Here is a 21,887-nt window from a genome sequence, read left to right as displayed (position 1 = left end):
AAATGGCTAGAGCTAACGAAATAAAACGTGGTATGGCGGTCAACCTCAACGGCAAGTTACTGCTGGTGAAAGATATTGATGTGCAAAGCCCAAGCGCCCGTGGCGCAAGTACCCTGTATAAAATGCGGTTTTCTGATGTGCGGACCGGTTTAAAAGTTGAAGAGCGTTTTAAAGGCGATGAGATCCTCGATACCATCACCCTGACCCGCCGATCAGTGAATTTCTCTTACATCGATGGCGACGAATACATCTTTATGGATGATGAAGATTTCACCCCTTATAACTTCAAAAAAGAACAGATCGAAGAAGAGCTGTTATTTATTCCTGAAGGGGGCATGCCAGGCATGCAGGTTCTGACGATGGATGGTCAATTATTGGCGCTGGAATTGCCGCAGACCGTTGATATGGAAATTGTTGATACCGCCCCAAGCATTAAAGGCGCATCGGCCAGTGCTCGCAACAAACCTGCTGTGATGAGCACCGGCTTATCTATTCAGGTGCCGGAATATATTAGCCCGGGTGAGAAAATCCGTATTCATATTGCAGAACGCCGTTATATGGGCCGCGCTGAATAATACCCAATATTCTTAATTTTTCAATATGTTAAGAGCCGGAAAACCGGCCCTTAACTGTTTTATACCCTATAGATTTCAAGATGCAGGAAGGCGGCAAGCAAGATAACCCCGATGAGCTTACATAAGTAAGTGATTCGGGTTATTGAGTGCAGCCAACACACCTGCAGTTTGAAAGATGGCGGGTTATTTTAGCTCAGGGAAGAACGCCCGCTTCAGCGCCAACTCCACACCACGCACCTCAGCTAACCCTTTCAAACGGCCAATCGCCGAATAGCCCGGATTGGTTTTCTTATGCAAATCATCCAGCATCTGATGACCGTGGTCTGGGCGCATCGGGATCGGACGCATATCACCGGCAGTCTGGCGGCGTTGCTCTTCGGTCAAGATGGCTTTGACGACGGAATACATGTCCACATCGCCTTGCAGATGGCCGCCTTCATGGAAGGTCTTTGGGTTCCCTTCGCGGCAGGTCGAGCGTAAATGCGTAAAATGAATACGATCACCAAAGGTTTCGATCATCTTCACCAGATCGTTGTCAGCCCGCACCCCATAAGAGCCGGTGCACATAGTAAAACCGTTATGAATACTATCAACTGTCTCTTTCAGCCACTGCATATCTTCAATGGTGGAAACAATCCGCGGTAGGCCAAGGATTGGGCGCGGTGGATCATCGGGATGTACCGCCATACGCAGACCAACCTGTTCGGCAACCGGTATAATGGCTTGCAGGAAGTAAGCCATATTTTCACGCAGTTGCGCTTTATCGATGCCGTCATACTCCGCCAAACGTGCACGGAATTGATCCAGTGTATAACCTTCTTCAGCCCCCGGCAGACCAGCAATAATATTGCCCGTCAGCTTGGCGATATCCGCTTCAGTCATCGCATCGAAGTAATCTGCTGCCTGCGCCTGTTCTTCCGCAGTGTAATCATTCACCGCACCAGGGCGTTTAAGGATATGCAGTTCGAAGGTAGCAAATGCTATCTGATCGAAACGTAATGCTTTGGAACCATCTGGCAGTTGATATTCCAGATCTGTGCGTGTCCAGTCGAGCACTGGCATAAAGTTATAGCACACGGTATCAATACCGCAGGCAGCCAGATTACGCAGCGTTTGCTGATAATTTTCAATATGTTGCTGATAGTTGCCACTGTGCGTTTTGATCTCTTCATGAATCGGGACACTTTCAACTACCGACCACACCAAACCTTTTGCGGCAAGCTCTGCCTGACGTTGCTTGATCTCACTCACCGGCCATACTTCACCATTCGGGATGTGATGTAATGCTGTCACTACTCCAGTTGCACCCGCCTGACGGATATCATCCAGCGACACCGGATCATGCGGGCCATACCAACGCCATGTTTGTTCCATTTATTTTTACCTTCTCTGCGTAAACTGTTCAGGTGCTAAAAATGTTGTTATACCGATTTCCAAGAGGTATCACTCAGCTTTATCCTTACTTTTTAACCGCTGGGTGTCAAAAAGCAAAACCTCATTGGTTGATCCACCTCACGAATATAACCAATATTGGACTTACCAATTTTATTTTCTGTCATATGGCTTTACACTGCAAGCCGATATTCATGGCAACGAGCAAAAGAAAATGGTCAGTATGGTGTGGCTTCTTTCCTACAAACAGCCGACTAAAACTGGTCTAACAACTTTTTATTTGCCACCTTTTATGTCAGCCCCTTTGTAATAATCGTGGGGTGAATGATTTTGGAGCCACGTATGAACACCATTGCCAACAGCCCCCTTCCCTCAACCGTACAGCAGCCTACTTATGATAGAACAGCACTGAAAAGCCGCATTGTTCACATTGGCTTTGGTGCATTTCATCGCGCCCATCAGGCACTGCTCACTGACCGGGTGTTAAATAAACAAGGGGGCGACTGGGGCATTTGCGAAGTCAGCTTGTTTGGTGGCGACGTTTTGATTCAAAATTTACGCCAACAGAATCATCTCTTCTCAGTGCTGGAAAAAGGGGCGCAAGGTAATCAGGCCATTATTGTCGGTTCGGTATGCGAGTCAGTCCATGCCCGATTAGATGGCATCATCCAAGTATTGGAAAAATTGGCCGAACCACAAGTGGCGATTGTCTCACTGACGATTACTGAGAAAGGCTACTGCATCGAACCGGGTAGCGGCCAATTGGATCTGCAAAATGAGTTTATCCGCGCAGATCTGGCGATACCCGATGCGCCAACCTCCGCTCCCGGTATTCTGGTAGAAGCCCTGCGCTTACGTCGCTCACGCGGCCTGCCACCTTTTACTGTGCTTTCTTGCGATAATATTCCAGAAAATGGCCATGTCGTGAAAAATGCCGTCCTCGGCCTGGCTATGGCCCGAGACCCAGAACTGGCTAGTTGGATCAGTCAACATGTCACCTTCCCTAATACTATGGTCGACCGTATTGTTCCAGCCGCCACCGCTGAAACCTTGCAACAAATTGCCGATACCCTGAGCGTAGCAGACCCTTGTGGTATTGCCTGTGAGCCGTTCATTCAATGGGTAGTTGAAGACAAATTTGTCGCGGGCCGCCCGGACTGGGAAGTGGCTGGAGTACAATTGGTCGATGATGTCTTGCCATTCGAAGAAATGAAGCTGCGCATGTTAAACGGTAGCCACTCATACCTCTCCTATCTGGGTTATCTCGCCGGTTATCAACATATTAATGATTGTATGGCCGACAGTAACTATCGCCTCACCGCCCGTCGCCTGATGATGGATGAACAGGCCCCAACCTTGCGCGTTACCGGGGTGGATCTTAATGCCTATGCTGATCAATTGATTGAGCGCTACAGCAACCCGGCGTTAAAGCATCGCACCTGGCAAATTGCCATGGACGGTAGCCAAAAATTACCACAACGGATGCTCGATTCCGTGCGTTGGCATTTACAACATGGCGGCGCTTATCGCTGTCTGGCATTAGGTATCGCCGGTTGGATGCGCTATGTAGGAGGGATCGACGATAACGGCCAGGCCATAGATATCCGTGATCCGATGGCTGACAGCTTTAAAAAATGTGTCGCCAGCAGTGAAGATGGCGTGGCCCGGGTACAGAGTTTGCTCTCACTGAAGTCGCTGTTTGGTGAGTCCTTACCACAGCAGCCGGTATTTGTTGATGCAGTCACCGAGGCTTACCTCAGCTTGCAACAATTTGGCGCGAAAGAGAGTGTAAAACGTTTGGCGCAGCAGGATTAATTTAGCGCGCTCACAGGGTGAGCCTCAAGAGTGAGGCTCATTAATTCCAATCGGGTAAGTGAGTGCAGCCAACACCGCTGCAACTTCAAGGCCGAAGGGTAAATTATTCTTCAAGCTGGTACGGCGCAGACTCAAACAAATAACCATCAAAATCAGGATGGTTGGCATCTGAAAGCTCGAGCAGTTTTAGTTTTACATTTTCCAAGTGCTGCCACATGGCTTGCTTAGCCGCTTTGCTGTCACGGCGTAACACCGCTTGCAAGATTTTCTGATGGTCTTCCAACCACTGCCAACGGTAGCTGAAATCCAGGGTGTGACGGTGAGCAACCTGCCACATGGCGCTGGTTTTGCGCGCTTGCCAGGCCTCTGTAACCATATTGGCTAGCACGCTATTTTGCGTCGATTGTGCCAGTAGGCAATGAAACAACTCATCAGCGCTTTCATCCACTGCCCCCGCAGCCAGTGCAGTCTTTTCCTGCTCGATGGCGTGACGCATTTTGATGATATCGGTTTTGGTCGCCTGCATGGCAGCAAAAGCGGCAACTTCGCTTTCCAGTAATTGGCGGGCTTGCAGTAATTCAAATGGGCCGTAACCACTATCAGAGGCCACTGCGGATTCACCGTTTGCTGGCATATCGGGCACGTTAACCACATAGACGCCTGAACCTTTGCGTACCTCCACCAATTTTTCCAGCTCCAGCATAATCAGTGCTTCACGAACCACACTGCGACTGACACTGAAATTTTCGGCGATGTCACGCTCAGGCGGTAAACGATCGCCTAAGTTGTATTGCCCGCTGACAATCGCCTCACGCAATTGACTGCCCACTTCCTGATATAACCGCATAACCTTATTTCCTGCATCAGGTATTGGCGTGACTAATACCAAATTGGCCTGACCAAAGGGTGTCTGAATGAGGGTTAGTATATCATGTGGTCGAACAATATCATTGTAGCGAAACAAGATGATTTCATTTGAATCGCATCATCCATCTAACACGGCTTATCACTGTGATAAGCCGTGCTTGTAGGAATGCGTCATATTGTTTGAATATATTAGAGATAAGTGACGGTGAAAATTCCCAGACTACGCTGCGGGTTCAACCATTCCAGATGGGAAGAAGCTAAATTACCAGGTAAACGGGCAGTGAGAGGCATATTAGCAGAAACAACTTGCCGTTGAGTCAATGTCTCACCATTACGATAACAGCGTGTGGTAATGATACTCTCGATGAAAGCGGTATCACATGGACTATCTACAATAGCACCAAAAAATGTAATTGTTCCTGTAGCAGACCGGGTAGATTGCGCACTACTTGCAGCAAAGGAGACTATCCATGAAAACATTATTGCTACGATAATTAGCACTCGAAAATTCATCATAACCACCTCGACTCTCATATCTGTCATTTTAAATGATAGAGGATTCCAGCCAGAGCGATGGGAATGAGCGAGCATTTTTTATTGCCCGACTCCGTTTATAACTCACTAAGATTCCTCGTAGAAGTGAATTATATTGCTTAGTCTTGCAACGCTATTAGGCGAGGTTCCTAACATACCTAGGAAATTGTCTGCCTTTTAGCCTTTTTCGTTTAATAATAAGCTTGGCTGGTGTTATATCCTCTTCTGATAACATCGACACCCATGAGCCTTTTCTTGAGAGGTTATTGAAAATAAATTTACGGTAGGAGGCCTCTGATGACAAAAACGAACTTGATTACTGGCTTTTTGGGGTGCGGTAAGACCACCACCATTCGCCATTTATTGTCACAAAAACCGCAAAATGAAAAATGGGCGGTACTGGTTAATGAATTTGGTGAGATTGGTATTGATGGTGCGCTATTAGCAGACAGCGGTGCGGTATTAAAAGAAATACCGGGCGGGTGCATGTGTTGTGTTAATGGGTTACCGATGCAAGTGGGTTTGAATATGCTGCTACAGCAGGCAAAACCGGATCGGTTATTAATCGAACCGACTGGATTGGGCCATCCAAAACAGATCTTGTCTTTATTAACCTCCGATATTTACCAACCCTGGATTGACCTGCGTGCCACCCTCTGTCTGGTCGATGCCCGCCAGTTAAGTGAACCGCGTTATACCGAAAATGAGAACTTCCGCGACCAACTGGCGGCCGCAGATATCATCGTGGCAAATAAGCAGGATACCTACACCTCACAGGACTACAGTGCATTGCAGCAATGGCATGACCGCCAATCCATGCCACGTCCACTTTATTATGCAGAACAAGGAAAGGTAGATGCGGCCCTGCTTGATATCCCACACAGTAATAATAATGAATTGCCTGACGGTACCCATCACCACGGTTCAGGGCGACAAAAAGGCTTGGCGGCACTCCGTTTAAAAGGGATCGAGCCTTGGCGGCGAGCGCTGAATCAGGGGCAAGGTTATCAGAGCTGTGGTTGGGTATTTAATGCTGAGACAGTGTTTGATACGGTTCCATTGTTGGAATGGATACGGTTAAATCCAGTGGAGCGGGTCAAAGGTGTTATGCGTATTGCCGAAGGCACTTTGGTGGTTAACCGGCAAGGTGCTGACTTGCAAATAGAAACACGTCAAATAGCACCACTGGACAGCCGAATTGAGCTGATTAGTGCCTCTGAAGCGGATTGGAACATGCTACAGCATCAATTACTGACTATCAGACTACATAAAGGGGTATGATATACCTCGATTTTTATTTGTTACACAATTCATACATTGATAATTTATAGGCCCCGCATGACTCGGCGTAATTTACCGACAATACTACTGCTCAATTTTCTTGGGATTGCTTTGTTCTTATCTTGGTATATCCCGGCGCACCATGGCATTTGGTTTAAAATAGACTCGGCAATATTCTTCTATTTTAACCAACACCTGCTGTCCAGCACGTCATTTCTGCATTGGGTGGCTATCACCAACAACCGGATTTTTGATGTTATTTCCCTAATATCTATGGGGCTGCTTTATTTGTACTTCTATATGAAGGAAACACCCGCGGGTCGCCGCCGCCTGATAGTCACCGGGTTTGTTATGCTATTAACTGCGGTGGTCCTCAATCAACTAGGTCATCTGCTGCCTGTTTCGCATCCCAGCCCGACACTGACGTTTGAAAATATAAATCGCGTCAGTGAATTAACCGGTATTCCAACCAAAGATGCCTCCAGTGATAGTTTCCCTGGCGACCATGGCATGATGCTGATGATCTTTGCCTGCTTTATGCTGCGCTATTTTTCCCGCGGTGCTTTTGCCATCGCCCTACTGATCGTCGTTATTTTTTCAATGCCACGGGTGATGATTGGCGCGCATTGGTTTACTGACATTGCGGTCGGCTCACTGTCGATAGTGCTGGTTGGGATAAGCTGGGTATTGCTGACGCCATTAAGTGACAAGATAATTGATGTGATTAACCGGAATCTACCAGGGGCAAAAAGCCAATAGCGTTATTGGCTTTATATTAAGGCAAAAAAGTTCATTTTTTGCCTTTCTCTCACCTTAACCTTTTCCTTCATTTATTGTTACCAAACGGCTACAAATCCAGCTATCCACTTTTAATCTGAAATTTTACATTATGTTACATAACCTTTAGCTATAATAATGGATGTAAAAGGTCTCGCCTTTTATTAATCATTACGGTAATCTCGAAAACGTTTGTGTTCGGATTTGGGTCATTCGCCTCTTGCATGATTAATATTGTGCGTTCTAGCACAGTTATTCAGTTAAGTGATTGTCTAATCGGATCTCAATCAATAATCTCGATTCGTTTGGTTTTTTTGGTAGCGACATCCGTCGTAAGGACAGCAAGGGAAAACAACAACAATGGTCAAGTCTCAACCTATTATGAGATATATTCTGCGGGTAATTCCTGCGGTTGCAGCAGCGGTAATGTTATCCGCGTGTAGTTCATCACAGACTTCGAACTTACATAATGCGCAAACTGAGATGCGTGCAGTTAATGACAAAGATGGGCTTTTACTGCAAGCCTCTCAGGATGAATTCGAAGCGATGGTACGCAACGTTGACGTCAAGTCGAAGATTTTAGAACAGTATGCAGGGTGGAAAGGGGTTCGTTATCGTTTAGGCGGTAGCAGCAAACGCGGTATTGATTGCTCCGCATTTGTACAAACCACTTTCCGTGAACAATTTGGTATGGATTTGCCACGCTCAACCTCTGAGCAGCAGGATCTTGGCAAAACAATCCAACGAACTAAATTGCGCCCCGGTGATTTGGTGCTGTTCCGTGCAGGTTCGACTGGCCGCCATGTAGGTATCTACTTAGGTAACGATAAATTTGTGCATGCATCGACCAGTGTCGGTGTGACGATATCGAGCCTAAATGAAGATTATTGGAATAAGCGTTATCGCGATGGCCGTCGTGTCCTAAGTAGCGGTTCGCGCAGTTAGCTGATTTTTATTCCTGTTGTCCGAGATACCAAACGAAACTGTAAAACGCTGCCATTGGCAGCGTTTTTTATTGTCTGAACATACCTCCTTATCCTTCCGCTACCAGCCCAATTTCCGGTCAATTTGTAGGAAACCTCCTTTTTTGGCTGGAGGGCGCGAAATCCAAGAATTTTCTGTGTAAGATAATTCCCGCTTAGCTGAGACTTTTCTGGCGATCAGAGATCTCTACCAACGATTTATCCTTATAAAATTATATAGGTCGTGTTAATAAGCTGGGGATTTGTTTTATCGAAGCATATTGCCAAAAATATATCGGTATAAATGAACGCTGCTTGTTTCAGTTATTTGATGCATTTAAACCGCATCTTTTATTTATATTGAATAGAGATTCAATTGGATAGGCTAATTACTGTTAACCCTGCGCATTGGCAAACTGGTAGCGTTGCGTTGCTAACTTAACTTATACTCATAACACTTTATCGATCATGCTGAGGAGCGGCGTAACATGGGTTCAAACAGTGCGTTCTCCCGCAATATTTTATCCAGACGCCATCTTGTAAAAAAAAGTGTCATCCTCGCACTCTGTTTTTTTATTTGCTTTGTCATTATTACTTTGTCATTACTTTATCGCAGTAGTGAACGTAAATTAACAACACAAAGTGATCATATTATCTCCTACGCCTCCCAGTTTCTAAATGAACTGACTACCACTATGTCTCAACTTATCCCGCTAAGTGACAAAAGTTGTGAGCAAGCCAGCCCGGCACTCCACTATCGGGCTGCATTTACTAATGGTGTCAGAGCATTTTTATTGGTTAGAGACAGTATCGCTTATTGCTCTTCAGCAACAGGTGATATGCAAGTCGCTGTCAGTGCGCTATATCCTAAAATAAACTTACATCAGCCGTTGGACTTTAAAATTCAGCAAGGCACCCCCATGATGCCCAGTAAACCTGCGGTCGGGGTGTGGTTGCGTGAAGCTGGGCGCGGCAATACCGGTGTATTGGCGACATTAGAATTAACCTTACACCCTTATTTATTGCTGAATTATTCAGATAATCAAGTCAACGGCTTAGCCATTATTATTGATGAATTAGCGGTAACGACTTTTGACTCTAAAGTCTTACCTATCAGCCAGCTACCGGCACGCGCCTCGCGTGAGATCCAGCTACCGGGCTACCCGATTAAAATATTGATTTATCATACTAGCCTGACAGCTGATGACATTCGCATGACCCTATTAGGAGGGCTATTACTTGCCGGTCTGGTTGGAATCCTTGCTTATTATATTTTAATTGCCAGCCAGAGTGCTGAAGCTGAAATTTTGCGCGGTATTCGACGCGGCGAATTCTTCGTTGAATATCAACCAGTATTTCGTTCACATGATCGTTCATTATCTGGCCTTGAAGCGCTTATTCGTTGGGAACATCCTATTGAAGGGCGTATATCCCCGGATCTTTTTATTCCCTATGCGGAAGCTCAACATCTGATTCAGCCATTAACCCGGCATCTATTTGAGTTAATCATCAAAGACAGTGAATTAATAGCAGACCACCTTCCGGCTGGGACTAAACTGGCCTTTAATATTTCCCCTGTCCATCTTGCTGATGATAACTTCCGCAAAGATGTTTCTCAGATGTTAAAGCAATTAAATACGGATATCTTGGCACCAGTATTCGAGATTACCGAGCGTGGTATGGTTGAAGAAGAGCTCGCTATTAAACAATTTGCCTGGCTGCGTTCTCAGGGGATACAAATTGCTGTCGATGATTTTGGTACCGGTCATAGCGCCCTGATCTATTTAGAACGTTTTACTTTAGATTATATTAAAATTGATCGTGGTTTTGTCAGCACCATCGGCATTAATACCGTAGCAGCACCGGTATTAGACGCAGTACTGATGCTGGCAAATAAACTCAATATTGAAACCGTCGCTGAAGGTGTTGAAACAGAGCAACAGCTCCAGTATTTGGCACATCATGGCGTAAACTACTTACAAGGTTACTTACTCAGCAAACCATTATCTGTTAAAGATCTCGTCATATTTTATAATAAAAAATAGTAACAAAAAAACATATTCAAAGTAATTGACGTTGCGGCCTGACTGCGCATACACAGCTCGAATGAGCTGATTCGAGTAAGTTATTTGGCTTAATGTTTGCTTTAATCCCCTGCAAACTGGTAATTTCGTTTAAGATTATTATTATCAGAATGAAACGCAGGAGCTTACCGCCAATATGTTGCCACGCCTATTTGCTGCCTTGGTACTTTCAGCCCTGAGTTTTGGCCTACAGGCTGAAACCATCAAAGAAGGCGTCTCTTTTGCCATACTGGGTGAACCTAAGTATTCATCCGATTTCAGCCATTTTGATTACGTCAATCCAGCCGCCCCGAAGGGTGGGGATATCACGCTATCGGCCATTGGTACCTTTGATAACTTTAACCGTTATGCATTGCGCGGTAACCCGGCGATACGCACTGAACGGCTGTATGACTCACTATTTGGTACCTCAGACGATGAGATTGGCAGCTACTATCCATTAATTGCCGAGTCCGCACGTTTTGCGCCTGACTTACACTGGATTGAAGTTGATATAAATCCACGTGCCCGTTTTCATGATAACACCCCTATTACCGCACAGGATGTCGCCTTCACCTTCAATAAATTTATGACCGAAGGTGTGCCACAATTTCGCATTATTTATAAAGGCGTACAGGTAAAAGCCATTTCCCGGCTGACAGTGCGTTTTGAATTCCCGGAACCGAATAAAGATAAAATGTTAGGTTTGTTTGGCTTACCGGTGATGCCTGCTCATTTCTGGCAAAACCATAAACTGAGTGATCCGCTGAGCAAGCCCCCCGTTGGCAGCGGCCCTTATCGCATCGGCAAATATAAGATGGGCCAGTTTATTACCTATGAACGGGTGAGAGATTACTGGGCAGCCAATCTGCCGGTTAACCGTGGCCAATATAATTTTGATACCATCCGCTACGACTACTATCTGGATGATAAAGTCGCATTGGAAGCCTTTAAAGCCGGTGCATTCGATTTCCGTGAGGAAACCTCACCGAAGAGTTGGGCGACACAATATGTCGGGGGTAATTTTGCGAAAAATTATATCGCCAAGCAGGATATTGTCGACAACTCAGCACAAAATACCCGATGGCTGGCATTTAACGTTCAGCGCCCGATTTTTAGCGATCGACGAGTTCGCCAGGCACTGACGTTAGCTTTTGACTTTGACTGGATGAATAAAGCCTTCTATTTCAATAGTTATCAACGCACCAATAGTTTCTTCCAAAATACTGAATATGCGGCAAAAGGTTATCCAGATAGTGCCGAACTGGCTTGGCTGGGTCCGTTGAAGGGCAAAGTACCACCAGAGGTGTTCACACAGATTTATCAGCCGCCACAAACTGATGGCAGCGGCGACTCACGGGATAATCTGTTAAAAGCACGGGAATTGCTCAGCGAAGCAGGCTGGGAAGTGAAAAATCAGCAATTGGTTAACAGCAAAACCGGTAAGCCTTTTGTTTTTGAATTGCTGTTACTCAGTGGCAGTAACTTCCAATATGTTCAACCGTTTAAACATAATTTGCAGCGTTTGGGCATTACCATGAATATCCGCGAGGTTGACAGCTCCCAGTTTGTTAACCGCCTGCGCAGTCGGGATTACGATATGATCCCGACGGTTTACAGTGCCTTCCCCTACCCTAGCCCAAATCTGCAAATTTGGTGGAGCTCGGCTTATATCGATTCCAGTTATAACTCCTCCGGGATTAAAGATCCGGCTATTGACCAATTGATCGCAGAGATTATCAAACATCAGGATCAGCCAGAGGCATTACAGTCCCTTGGCCGGGCACTTGATAGGGTATTGACCTGGAACTATCTGATGATTCCGATGTGGTACTCCAACCATGCCCGCTTTGCCTATTGGGATAAATTCTCGATGCCGGCAGACCGCCCCACCTATTCGCTTGGGTTTGATAGCTGGTGGTTTGATGTCAACAAGGCAGCTCGTCTGCCAACAGAACGTCACTAGGGGGCTGCTGTGGGTGGATATCTATTACGGCGACTATTGCTGGTTATTCCCACGCTGTGGGCAATCATTACCATCAACTTTTTTATTGTGCAAATTGCACCGGGTGGGCCAGTTGATCAGGCGATTGCCAATATTGAATTGGGTCACTCCAGTGGATTTACCGCCGGTGGCGGTGATGGTGGGCTGGGGGGGGCTAAAGTCGGCCTCAATGCGGCACAAGTGGGTGATAGCAACTATCGCGGTTCACGCGGGTTAGACCCAGAAGTTATTGCCGAAATCAAACAACGCTTTGGTTTTGACAAGCCGCTGCACCAGCGCTATTTCGATATGCTATGGAGCTATGTCCGCTTTGATTTTGGCGACAGCCTGTTCCGGGGTGAATCGGTAATGTCGTTAGTGAAACATAGCCTGCCGGTCTCTATTTCACTTGGGCTATGGAGCACGCTGATTATTTATCTGGTTTCTATTCCATTAGGCATTAAAAAGGCGGTGCGCAATGGATCAGCTTTTGATACCTGGAGCAGTACTCTCATTATAATCGGGTATGCCATTCCTTCGTTTCTGTTTGCGATTTTACTGGTGGTGTTGTTTTCCGGCGGCAGTTATTTCGATCTATTCCCACTACGGGGGCTGGTTTCCAGTAACTTTGATACCCTGCCGTGGTACGGCAAAATAACCGACTATTTGTGGCATATCACTTTACCGGTATTGGCTACCGTCATTGGCGGCTTCGCCACGCTGACGATGCTGACCAAGAACTCGTTCCTTGACGAAATCCGCAAGCAATATGTGGTGACTGCGCGCGCTAAAGGGTTACCCGAAGAAAAAATTCTGTATCGCCATGTCTTTCGCAACGCCATGTTGTTGGTTATCGCTGGCTTCCCTGCCACCTTTATCAGCATGTTTTTCACCGGGTCGCTGTTGATTGAAGTGATGTTTTCACTTAATGGTTTAGGGCTATTGGGTTATGACGCCACTTTGCAGCGTGATTACCCAGTGATGTTTGGCACTCTTTATATTTTCACCCTGATTGGTTTACTGCTGAATATCCTCAGTGATATCACCTACACCCTGGTTGATCCACGGATTGATTTTGAGGGCCGCCAATAATGATACGGCTAAGTGCTATTAATCAGGCCCGCTGGGCGCGTTTTCGCAATAATCGCCGTGGCTACTGGTCACTGTGGATCTTCCTGACACTGTTTATTATCAGTCTGTTTGCCGAACTGATCGCCAATGACAAACCGCTGCTGGTGAACTATCAGGGCCGAATTTATATGCCTTTTATGGTTAATTACAGCGAATCCACTTTTGGTGGGATTTTAACCACGGCGGCAGATTATCAAGACCCTTATGTGATTAGCCGGATTAATGACAATGGCTGGGCCATCTGGGCACCCATACGTTTTAGCAATAACACCATCAATTTTGCGACTGATGTCCCTTTCCCTTCGCCACCTAGCCGGACCAACTTGCTGGGCACCGACAGTACTGGCGGCGATGTCTTAGCCAAAGTCATCTATGGTTTCCGTATCTCGCTGTTATTCGGCCTGACATTAACCCTGTTCTCCAGCGTAATTGGTATCTGTGCTGGCGCGGTACAAGGTTATTACGGCGGCAAAATTGACTTGTGGGGGCAACGATTTATCGAGGTGTGGTCGGGGATGCCGACACTATTTTTAGTGATTCTACTGTCCAGCATCGTCCAACCCAACTTCTGGTGGCTGTTAGCCATCACCGTGCTGTTTGGCTGGATGGGATTAGTGGGTGTGGTGCGAGCAGAATTTCTACGTACCCGAAATTATGACTATATCCGTGCAGCACGAGCTATGGGAGTAGGTGATCGAGTCATTATGTCGCGCCATATGTTGCCCAATGCCATGGTGGCAACACTAACCTTCCTGCCCTTTATCCTGTGCGGTTCGATAACCACACTAACCTCACTGGATTTTCTCGGTTTTGGCCTGCCGATGGGGTCACCGTCATTAGGCGGTCTGTTATTAGAAGGTAAAAATAACCTTCAGGCTCCCTGGCTTGGCATCACCGCATTCCTGGTATTGGCAGTGCTGTTATCTCTGTTGATCTTTATCGGCGAAGCAGTACGTGACGCCTTTGACCCAAGTAAGGTGTACTGATATGGCGACTTCACCACTTCTGGATATTCAAAATCTCAGTGTTGCATTTCGCCAGGCGAATATTGATCGCGAGGTGGTCAGCGAGCTGTCATTGCAAATCAATGCTGGTGAGACACTGGCACTGGTCGGGGAATCGGGTTCGGGCAAGAGTGTCACCGCGTTATCAATATTGCGTTTACTGCCTTCACCACCGGTGGTCTACCCGGGCGGTGATATTCTGTTTGCCGGGCAATCTCTGCTGCATGCCGATGAACCGACGCTGCGAAAAGTGCGCGGCAATCAGATTTCAATGATTTTCCAAGAACCTATGGTGTCACTCAACCCACTGCATACCATTGAAAAACAGTTGGCAGAAGTGTTGTCACTGCACCGCGGTATGCGCCGGGAGGCGGCCAGAGTTGAGATTATTCAATGTCTCGACCGGGTGGGTATTCGTAATGCCAAAGGGCGTTTGGGCGATTTCCCTCATCAACTTTCCGGCGGAGAACGCCAGCGGGTGATGATTGCGATGGCGGTATTGACCCAACCTAAATTACTGATTGCCGATGAACCTACCACTGCGCTGGATGTTTCGGTGCAAGCCCAGATTTTGAGTTTGCTGAAAGAGTTAAAGCAAGAGATGGGCATGAGCTTGCTATTTATCACCCATAACCTGAATATCGTGCGCCGGTTGGCAGATAACGTGGCAGTGATGCGCGAAGGCCGCAAGGTGGAGCAGAATAGCCGTCAGGCGCTGTTTAGTACCCCACAGCACCCCTACACCCGCCAATTATTAGACGCCGAACCACAAGGTGACCCACTGCCCCTCACGCCGGGTCTAAAACCCCTGCTTGAAGTAAAAGGTCTACAGGTGGCGTTTCCTATTAAACGTGGTTTATTACGACGTACCGTTGATTACCATTATGCTTTGCACGATCTTAATTTCACCCTGAATCCCGGTGAGAGCCTTGGTTTGGTGGGTGAATCAGGCTCAGGGAAAAGCACCTCAGGGCTGGCATTGCTGCGCTTGTTACCCTCAAAAGGTGAGATTTGGTTTAGCGGGCAGCCATTACACAAGTTTACCCCTAAACAGATGCTGCCCTATCGCAGCCGAATTCAGGTGGTATTCCAGGATCCCTACTCAGCGCTAAACCCACGCCTGAATGTGCAGCAGATAATCGCCGAAGGGCTGGAAGTTCATCAAAGACTCAGTGCGGTACATCGTGAACAACGGGTGATTAAAGCGATGGAAGAAGTGGGATTAGATCCGGTCACCCGTTATCGTTATCCAACCGAGTTTTCTGGTGGCCAGCGCCAGCGCATTGCCATTGCCCGTGCGTTGATCTTGCAACCGCAGTTACTGATTCTTGATGAACCGACCTCTTCATTGGATAAGTCGGTACAGGCCCAAATTCTGGCTTTGCTGAAATCCCTTCAGCAGCGTTATCAGCTCAGCTATCTGTTTATCAGTCATGACTTACAGGTAGTGCGATCACTCTGCCATCAGGTGATTGTATTAAGACAAGGCGAGGTAGTAGAACAAGGTGACTGTCAGGCCATATTTGCCGCGCCCCAACAGCAGTATACACAGCAGTTGCTACAATTTGCGGATACGTCAGATTGAGGTCTGGTGCGGGGCATACCCAAGCGCCATGACACCGACCAACGCGCAATAGCTAATTAGAAGGGGTACAAGGCGGTCAGGGTTTCGGCAATGGCGACACCGACATCTTTCAGGCGACACATAGTAGCACTCTCATCCTGAGTGTGAACAAATAGACAAGGCTCGCCTTCCCATTCGACTATCGCGGAATCCACTTGTATCTCTTGTAGAGAGAGGTGGAGCCGCTGCATGATAATCTGCGCATGGCTGCCATCGTGGCTGAGTAACTTCAGCCCCATAAGATCATTATTGCTATCGTCTATCGCCGTCAGTGGTATCGGTTCAACTTTGACCCCGATAAAACCTGATAACCAACGGTAACTTTGCGGCAGACGATGTACTACCGAAAGTTGGATATTATTCACGTGTTTTTCCTAGTAAAAATAAAAATTCAAAAATTACAAAAGCACCACAATGACTCACACTCACTAAAGTTATAGCCGCTAAGTTGGCATTGTGCCTGATTCACCCCTCATCAAAACACAACATTGATAACAATTTAGAAACTTAAAACCAACAAAGCCATTTTTGTGTTGTTTTTTTAATCGTGTGTCAGCCCTGCATATCCAGACTGAAACCACCGGTTTGAGATTTAGATCCCATTTTTCGTTATATTTATACCTTTATGGCGACCATCTCAACCATTTTTCTTGCAAACCCATTACTTATTGCTCGCGAAATTTTTACATTTGATGAACAATCACATGTTATCTCTATAGCTCAAAATGAAATTAATCAATTGATAAATATATAAATTTACTAACATACGTAACTATTCGACTGACAGAAATATCTGATAAAAACGCTTCAATAACAATTTGCGATTTTTTATATGTTCGCTCAAAAAGTTAACAATATGGTGCCAATCATAACTATGCAATAAATAATGATATGCATGCTTATTATATTGATTGAACGCAAGAACCGCGCATTTTTAAGTGGCAATTCGGGCGATATTGACGGGAATAAATGAGTCGACGAGGAAAATAATTGAATAAATAAATAATGAGTACATTGAGGATAAATAATGTCAGTGAAGGGAACGCCCTAAGACGCCCCCTCACCTTCTTGCAATAACCATTAACTGATAAGCCCCAGCAACTTAGCCTTGATAAGGATTACGGCGATAGTTATTACGACGATAGTTATTTCACCGCATCCTTATGTGGGCGACTGGCATAAAGATACAACAACATGGCCACAATTATACAAAATGCCATTGAGCTTACCATTGGCCAGGCACTGCGGGATGGCGCCATCGACAACAGCGTTCCTACCACCGCACCAATACCAAAGCGTAGGGTCCCTGCCAGAGAAGACGCAGTACCGGCCATATGTGGGAAATCATCCAAAATAACCGCCATCGCATTCGAGGTGATCATGGCGATGCAACCGACATAAGCCGCTACACCCAATACCAACGCCCAGAACCCCATCCCAGTGGCGCAAACCACCAGCAACCAGATCCCCATAACAAATTGCACTAGCATGCCAAATCGGAACATTTTAAGCGCTCCGAAGCGGCGTACATTGCGGCTATTAATCAAGGTCATCAAGAACAAGAAGACAATATTCAGCGCAAAATAATAGCCAAAGTTTTGTGGAGAAACGCCGTTTAAATCGATATAAACAAAGGGACCGGCACTGAGGAATGAGAACATCCCAGCAAAAGAGAAACCGCTCGCTAACATATAGCTCAGTACCCGCTTATGGCGGAATAACGTGGCAAAATTGCCAATAGTGGTGCGCAAATGGAATCGTTGCCGTTTCTCTCGCGGCAAGCTTTCTTTAATAAACAGTGCAACCAAAATCGCGCCGACCAATGCAGCACCCGCCATGGTCCAGAAGATGGCGTGCCAGCTAAACCATACCAACAATGCACCACCGATAATCGGTGCCAGCAAGGGTGCGATGGTCATAACCAACACTACAAAAGACATCATGCGAGAGAAGTCATCTTTAGTGAACATATCGCGCATCAATGCATTAATCACCACACTCGCGGCGGCGGCAGACAAACCATGCAGGAAACGCAAGTTAATCAGTTGTTCGATTGATTGCGCCATGGCACAAGCCATACCCGCGAGCGCAAATATTAGCGTACCCCAAAAGATAACCGGCTTGCGCCCGAGGCTATCAGCCATTGGCCCATAGAACATTTGTCCGATGGCAAACCCCAGCACATAGGCGCTTAGAGTCATCTGCACCGCACCACTCTCTACGCCAAACTCCTGTGCAATAATCGGCATACTCGGCAGATACATATCAATTGCCAAAGGCATCAGCATCGATAACAAACCGAGGATAAAGATCAAGCCAACGTGGGATGTCCGGTTCTTCTCTTCATTTTGGGTACTGGCATGCACGTTCAACAACTCCTTCAATAACCTACCGCGGGTTATACCCGTCATACTTCAAGCCGCATGTGCGTTGGCTACGCTCTTTCACCCGAATCATTGACTCCCGTCAACTCATCGGGACTCTATCGCTTGCCGCCTTCCTGCAACTCGAATTATTTAGTGTAATATCAACGGCAAGACAGCCCGCGCTGTAATAGAAAATCAATTACAGATGAGGCGCGCCGACACTGGCAATCTCTTCTGTGGTTAACGGGCGGTACTCGCCTGGCGCCAAATCGTCATCAAGTTTAATGTCGCCAATTCGCTCACGATGCAGCTCTATAACCCGATTTCCCACCGCCGCGAACATCCGTTTTACCTGATGATAACGCCCTTCACTGAGGGTTAAACGCACCAACTGAGGCTCTATAACCTCAAGTTGAGCCGGTTTGGTGAGAGATTTTTCATTATGCAACTGTACACCATCAGTAAATTGTTGCGCGGTATCATCAGCCAATGGGTGTTCCAGCGTCACCAGATAGGTCTTTTCACAATGATGGCGCGGTGAGGTGATCCGATGCGACCACTGACCATCGTCGGTCATCAGTACCAATCCGGTGGTATCGATGTCCAAACGCCCGGCGGCATGGAGTTTGTATGCCACTGGCTCATCAAGGAAATACAGCACGGTCGGGTGATCTGGGTCTTCTGTCGAACACACATAACCCTGCGGTTTGTTCAGCATGAAATAACGTGGGCCAACGGTTTGTTGTAATGGGTTGCCATCAAATCTCACGTCTTGTTCCGATGTCAGCTTAATCGCACCACTTTTGACCACTTCGCCATCAATAGTGACTCGTTTTGCCCGCAGCTCGCGCGCGACTAACGCCCGGCTGACACCTAATTGCTGAGATAAAAACTTGTCCAATCGCATTGAATCTACTTTGCCTGTTGTCTTGTCGTACCGCTGACGGGCACGATACCCGCAATCACACCCGCCAACGACAGCAGGATGCTCATGATACGGTGTGAAATGAATGAAGCAGTTGGGAGAAAATCATTTGCTGCCTACCAGATTCATCAGTATAGCGGCGGTTGCCATATCATCCTAGGAACAGTTACGTAAAAAGTTGTTATTGAGAAACAACTTACCCCCAGAGTGCGCCGCGTCTATCACGCCACCCCATCAGTGCTAACTTGGGGCCTCGCGCCAACAGCCTCCGACAGGCATAATAGTCAAAAGTTTTTCATTATAAAGAGAGAGAAATGTCACGCATACGCGCGGAAAAGGGTTGCGGGGAGAATGGGTTGAAAACCATCGGGCTGGTGCACTAATGGCATTTACACTGCGCCCCTATCAGCAAGAGGCTGTCGATGCCACTCTTGCCCATTTTCGCCGCCACAGTGAGCCTGCGTTGATTGTTCTACCCACCGGGGCAGGCAAAAGTCTGGTGATCGCCGAATTGGCGAAACTGGCTCGCGGGCGCGTTCTGGTGCTGGCTCATGTCAAAGAGTTGGTAGCACAGAATCACGCCAAATATTGCGCCTACGATTTAGAGGCTGATATTTTCGCCGCTGGCTTGCAGCAACGCCAAAGCGCAGGAAAAGTAGTGTTTGGCAGTGTGCAGTCAGTGGCACGAAACCTGCCCCTGTTTGATAGTGCCTTTTCACTACTGATTATTGATGAATGCCATCGTATCAGTGATGACGATGACAGCCAGTATCAGCAAATTATTCAGCATTTACGTACCACCAACCCCCGACTGCGCTTGCTGGGATTGACCGCCACACCTTACCGATTGGGAAAAGGCTGGATTTATCAATTCCATTATCACGGTATTACCCGTGGTGATGAAAAGTCCCTTTTTCGCGATTGTATTTATGAATTACCCTTGCGCTACATGATCAAGCACGGTTTTCTGGTCCCCCCAGAGCGGTTGGATATGCCCGTGGTACAGTATGATTTCAGTCGCCTGACCAGCAACAGTAGCGGCCTGTTCCGAGAAGCAGATTTAGACCGTGAACTTAAGCAGCAGCAACGAATTACTCCGCATATTGTTAACCAGATAATTGAATATGCCGCTCAACGTCGCGGGGTAATGATTTTTGCCGCGACAGTTGAACATGCCAAAGAGGTGTATGGCTTGCTGCCAAAAGACGAGGCTGCACTGGTGAGCGCCACTACCCCGCCTAATGAGCGCGATACGTTAATCACTGCCTTTAAGCAGCAGCAACTGCGCTATTTGGTTAATGTGGCGGTGTTAACCACTGGCTTTGATGCCCCCCATGTTGATCTGATTGCCATTCTTCGCCCCACGGAATCGGTCAGTTTGTATCAACAGATAGTCGGCCGAGGTTTGCGGTTATCACCGGGTAAAGAAGATTGCCTGATTCTGGATTACGCTGGCAATCCCCATGACCTTTTTACCCCTGAAGTGGGTACCAGCAAGCCGCATAGTGGCAGTCAGCCGGTTCAGGTATTTTGCCCAGATTGCGGCTTTGCCAATATCTTCTGGGGAAAATGTACCGAGTCGGGTGACATTATTGAACACTATGGTCGCCGCTGTCAGGGGTGGTTTGAGGACCAACAAGGCGTGCGGGCGCAATGTGATTATCGCTTTCGCTTTAAGTGCTGCCCGCATTGTGGGGCGGAAAATGACATTGCCGCCCGCCGTTGTCACCAGTGCCAGGAGGTTCTGGTCGATCCCGATGATATGCTGAAAGCCGCGTTAAAATTAAAAGATGCCCTGGTGCTGCGTTGTGGCGGTATGAGTCTGGAGACGGGCCATGACGCAAAGGGTGAGTGGCTGAAAATCACCTACTACGACGAAGACGGCACTAATACCAGCGAACGTTTTCGCTTAACCACCGCCGCGCAACGTATGGCATTTGAACAAATTTTCCTGCGTCCACACCAACGGGCACCCGGTGTGGCGCTGAAATGGCAAACGGCGGCCGATATCATCGCGCAACAAGCCCTGTTACGTTATCCCGATTTTGTCGTGGCCCGCCGTCGTGGGCAATGGTGGCAAATTAGAGAAAAGATATTTGATTATCAGGGCCGTTTCCGGCGGGCTGACTCCCTTGCCTGAGCCGCATTTAGCCTGAGATTTTCGCAGTTTTATTTGCTGTCTGGTCGATATTTCGCTAGAATGCCGCCCGCTTTGCTCTGGGTTTACCCAATCAAAGCCGAGTATCGAACCTGTTGCTGGGTCGCCTGTAGCAGGGTAAATTTTCTTTAAGAGAAAACAAAATGACCACTATCAATGTAGAAGTACGTAACGACCAGGGTAAGGGTGCGAGCCGCCGCCTGCGTGCAGCAAATAAATTTCCGGCAATCATTTACGGTGGTTCTGAAGCAGCTATCTCTATTGCTCTTGACCATGACACCACCAAGAACCTTGAATTGAAACCGGGCTTTTATGATTCCGTACTGACTCTGGTTGTTGACGGTAAAGAAACCAAAGTTAAAGTACAGGCTGTTCAGCGTCACGCTTTCAAGCCAAAACTGACTCATATCGACTTCGTTCGCGTTTAAT

At 47.2% G+C, this 21,887-nt stretch carries 18 protein-coding genes; 12 read left to right on the top strand and 6 right to left on the bottom strand.

The window, feature by feature from the left end:
- Nucleotides 1–2: 2 nt before the first annotated feature.
- Nucleotides 3–575, top strand: coding sequence for an elongation factor P-like protein YeiP (gene yeiP / locus V1953_RS07245; RefSeq protein ID WP_083158363.1), 573 nt, complete (start codon nt 3–5; stop codon nt 573–575).
- A gap of 183 nt (nt 576–758) precedes the next feature.
- On the opposite strand, the gene uxuA is transcribed toward yeiP, so the two are convergent.
- Nucleotides 759–1,949: a mannonate dehydratase gene (gene uxuA, locus V1953_RS07240; RefSeq protein ID WP_420073531.1), complete on the bottom strand. Its 1,191-nt coding sequence runs from the start codon at nt 1,947–1,949 to the stop codon at nt 759–761.
- 360 nt (nt 1,950–2,309) lie between these two features.
- Between uxuA and V1953_RS07235 the strand changes: the two genes are divergently transcribed.
- Nucleotides 2,310–3,782, top strand: a complete 1,473-nt coding sequence (locus tag V1953_RS07235; protein WP_372559390.1) for a mannitol dehydrogenase family protein — start codon at nt 2,310–2,312, stop codon at nt 3,780–3,782.
- Nucleotides 3,783–3,885: 103 nt separating this feature from the next.
- Here V1953_RS07235 and V1953_RS07230 read toward each other — a convergent pair whose 3' ends face one another.
- A complete protein-coding gene (locus tag V1953_RS07230; protein WP_083158360.1) occupies nt 3,886–4,629 on the bottom strand; it encodes a GntR family transcriptional regulator in 744 nt (247 codons plus the stop codon).
- A 209-nt stretch (nt 4,630–4,838) separates the two neighbouring features.
- Nucleotides 4,839–5,165, bottom strand: a complete 327-nt coding sequence (locus tag V1953_RS07225; protein ID WP_083163547.1) for a hypothetical protein — start codon at nt 5,163–5,165, stop codon at nt 4,839–4,841.
- Between the two features lie 315 nt (nt 5,166–5,480).
- Between V1953_RS07225 and V1953_RS07220 the strand changes: the two genes are divergently transcribed.
- The 8 genes from V1953_RS07220 to yejF all read left to right on the top strand — a co-directional run bounded on the left by V1953_RS07220 (nt 5,481) and on the right by yejF (nt 15,970).
- Nucleotides 5,481–6,464, top strand: coding sequence for a CobW family GTP-binding protein (locus tag V1953_RS07220; protein WP_083158359.1), 984 nt, complete (start codon nt 5,481–5,483; stop codon nt 6,462–6,464).
- Between the two features lie 57 nt (nt 6,465–6,521).
- Nucleotides 6,522–7,223, top strand: coding sequence for a phosphatase PAP2 family protein (locus tag V1953_RS07215; protein ID WP_083158358.1), 702 nt, complete (start codon nt 6,522–6,524; stop codon nt 7,221–7,223).
- 378 nt (nt 7,224–7,601) lie between these two features.
- Nucleotides 7,602–8,186, top strand: coding sequence for a bifunctional murein DD-endopeptidase/murein LD-carboxypeptidase (mepS, locus tag V1953_RS07210; protein ID WP_083158357.1), 585 nt, complete (start codon nt 7,602–7,604; stop codon nt 8,184–8,186).
- Between the two features lie 505 nt (nt 8,187–8,691).
- On the top strand, nt 8,692–10,248 hold the full coding sequence (locus tag V1953_RS07205; protein ID WP_083158356.1) for a cyclic di-GMP phosphodiesterase: 1,557 nt from the start codon (nt 8,692–8,694) through the stop codon (nt 10,246–10,248).
- Nucleotides 10,249–10,423: 175 nt separating this feature from the next.
- Complete coding sequence (locus tag V1953_RS07200) at nt 10,424–12,232, top strand: extracellular solute-binding protein (protein WP_372569348.1); 1,809 nt, start codon at nt 10,424–10,426, stop codon at nt 12,230–12,232.
- A 9-nt stretch (nt 12,233–12,241) separates the two neighbouring features.
- Entirely contained in the window at nt 12,242–13,342 is a 1,101-nt protein-coding gene (locus tag V1953_RS07195) for a microcin C ABC transporter permease YejB (RefSeq protein ID WP_083158354.1), read from the top strand.
- The gene (locus V1953_RS07190) at nt 13,342–14,367 is read left to right on the top strand and encodes an ABC transporter permease (protein ID WP_442847701.1); all 1,026 of its coding nucleotides are present in this window, start codon (nt 13,342–13,344) and stop codon (nt 14,365–14,367) included. The genes V1953_RS07195 and V1953_RS07190 overlap by 1 nt, the downstream gene beginning before the upstream one ends.
- 1 nt (nt 14,368) lies before the next feature.
- Entirely contained in the window at nt 14,369–15,970 is a 1,602-nt protein-coding gene (gene yejF, locus V1953_RS07185) for a microcin C ABC transporter ATP-binding protein YejF (RefSeq protein WP_372559398.1), read from the top strand.
- A 56-nt stretch (nt 15,971–16,026) separates the two neighbouring features.
- Here the strand turns inward: yejF and V1953_RS07180 are convergent, their stop codons facing one another.
- The 3 genes from V1953_RS07180 to rsuA form a co-directional block, all read right to left on the bottom strand.
- Nucleotides 16,027–16,374, bottom strand: coding sequence for a YejG family protein (locus V1953_RS07180; protein ID WP_083158351.1), 348 nt, complete (start codon nt 16,372–16,374; stop codon nt 16,027–16,029).
- A 780-nt stretch (nt 16,375–17,154) separates the two neighbouring features.
- Nucleotides 17,155–18,375 carry a Bcr/CflA family multidrug efflux MFS transporter gene (locus tag V1953_RS07175; protein WP_083158350.1) on the bottom strand — a complete coding sequence of 407 codons (1,221 nt, stop codon included), beginning with the start codon at nt 18,373–18,375 and terminating at the stop codon, nt 17,155–17,157.
- Between the two features lie 199 nt (nt 18,376–18,574).
- Nucleotides 18,575–19,282, bottom strand: coding sequence for a 16S rRNA pseudouridine(516) synthase RsuA (gene rsuA / locus V1953_RS07170; RefSeq protein WP_442850796.1), 708 nt, complete (start codon nt 19,280–19,282; stop codon nt 18,575–18,577).
- 400 nt (nt 19,283–19,682) lie between these two features.
- Here rsuA and V1953_RS07165 point away from each other — a divergent pair, with 400 nt between their 5' ends.
- Together V1953_RS07165 and rplY are read left to right on the top strand one after the other, a co-directional pair.
- On the top strand, nt 19,683–21,440 hold the full coding sequence (locus V1953_RS07165) for a DEAD/DEAH box helicase (protein WP_442850795.1): 1,758 nt from the start codon (nt 19,683–19,685) through the stop codon (nt 21,438–21,440).
- Between the two features lie 161 nt (nt 21,441–21,601).
- Nucleotides 21,602–21,886, top strand: coding sequence for a 50S ribosomal protein L25 (gene rplY / locus V1953_RS07160; RefSeq protein WP_004700538.1), 285 nt, complete (start codon nt 21,602–21,604; stop codon nt 21,884–21,886).
- Nucleotide 21,887 lies beyond the last annotated feature (1 nt).

It is taken from the genome of Yersinia sp. 2541 StPb PI (genome assembly GCF_052217145.1).
Taxonomy (GTDB): Bacteria; Pseudomonadota; Gammaproteobacteria; order Enterobacterales; family Enterobacteriaceae; genus Yersinia; species Yersinia enterocolitica_E.
The sequence above is the reverse complement of the archived record's forward strand: the minus strand, read 5'-3'. Positions and strand labels throughout refer to the sequence as shown.

Bases quoted from the DNA above. Each gene is read 5' to 3' on its own strand.
- V1953_RS07220 (WP_083158359.1), top strand. From the start codon at position 5,481: ATGACAAAAACGAACTTGATTACTGGCTTTTTGGGGTGCGGTAAGACC.
- uxuA (WP_420073531.1), bottom strand. From the start codon at position 1,949: ATGGAACAAACATGGCGTTGGTATGGCCCGCATGATCCGGTGTCGCTG.
- rsuA (WP_442850796.1), bottom strand. From the start codon at position 19,282: ATGCGATTGGACAAGTTTTTATCTCAGCAATTAGGTGTCAGCCGGGCG.
- V1953_RS07230 (WP_083158360.1), bottom strand. From the start codon at position 4,629: ATGCGGTTATATCAGGAAGTGGGCAGTCAATTGCGTGAGGCGATTGTC.
- V1953_RS07190 (WP_442847701.1), top strand. From the start codon at position 13,342: ATGATACGGCTAAGTGCTATTAATCAGGCCCGCTGGGCGCGTTTTCGC.
- yejF (WP_372559398.1), top strand. From the start codon at position 14,369: ATGGCGACTTCACCACTTCTGGATATTCAAAATCTCAGTGTTGCATTT.
- yeiP (WP_083158363.1), top strand. From the start codon at position 3: ATGGCTAGAGCTAACGAAATAAAACGTGGTATGGCGGTCAACCTCAAC.
- V1953_RS07225 (WP_083163547.1), bottom strand. From the start codon at position 5,165: ATGATGAATTTTCGAGTGCTAATTATCGTAGCAATAATGTTTTCATGG.
- V1953_RS07200 (WP_372569348.1), top strand. From the start codon at position 10,424: ATGTTGCCACGCCTATTTGCTGCCTTGGTACTTTCAGCCCTGAGTTTT.
- mepS (WP_083158357.1), top strand. From the start codon at position 7,602: ATGGTCAAGTCTCAACCTATTATGAGATATATTCTGCGGGTAATTCCT.
- V1953_RS07235 (WP_372559390.1), top strand. From the start codon at position 2,310: ATGAACACCATTGCCAACAGCCCCCTTCCCTCAACCGTACAGCAGCCT.
- V1953_RS07165 (WP_442850795.1), top strand. From the start codon at position 19,683: ATGGCATTTACACTGCGCCCCTATCAGCAAGAGGCTGTCGATGCCACT.
- V1953_RS07215 (WP_083158358.1), top strand. From the start codon at position 6,522: ATGACTCGGCGTAATTTACCGACAATACTACTGCTCAATTTTCTTGGG.
- V1953_RS07205 (WP_083158356.1), top strand. From the start codon at position 8,692: ATGGGTTCAAACAGTGCGTTCTCCCGCAATATTTTATCCAGACGCCAT.
- rplY (WP_004700538.1), top strand. From the start codon at position 21,602: ATGACCACTATCAATGTAGAAGTACGTAACGACCAGGGTAAGGGTGCG.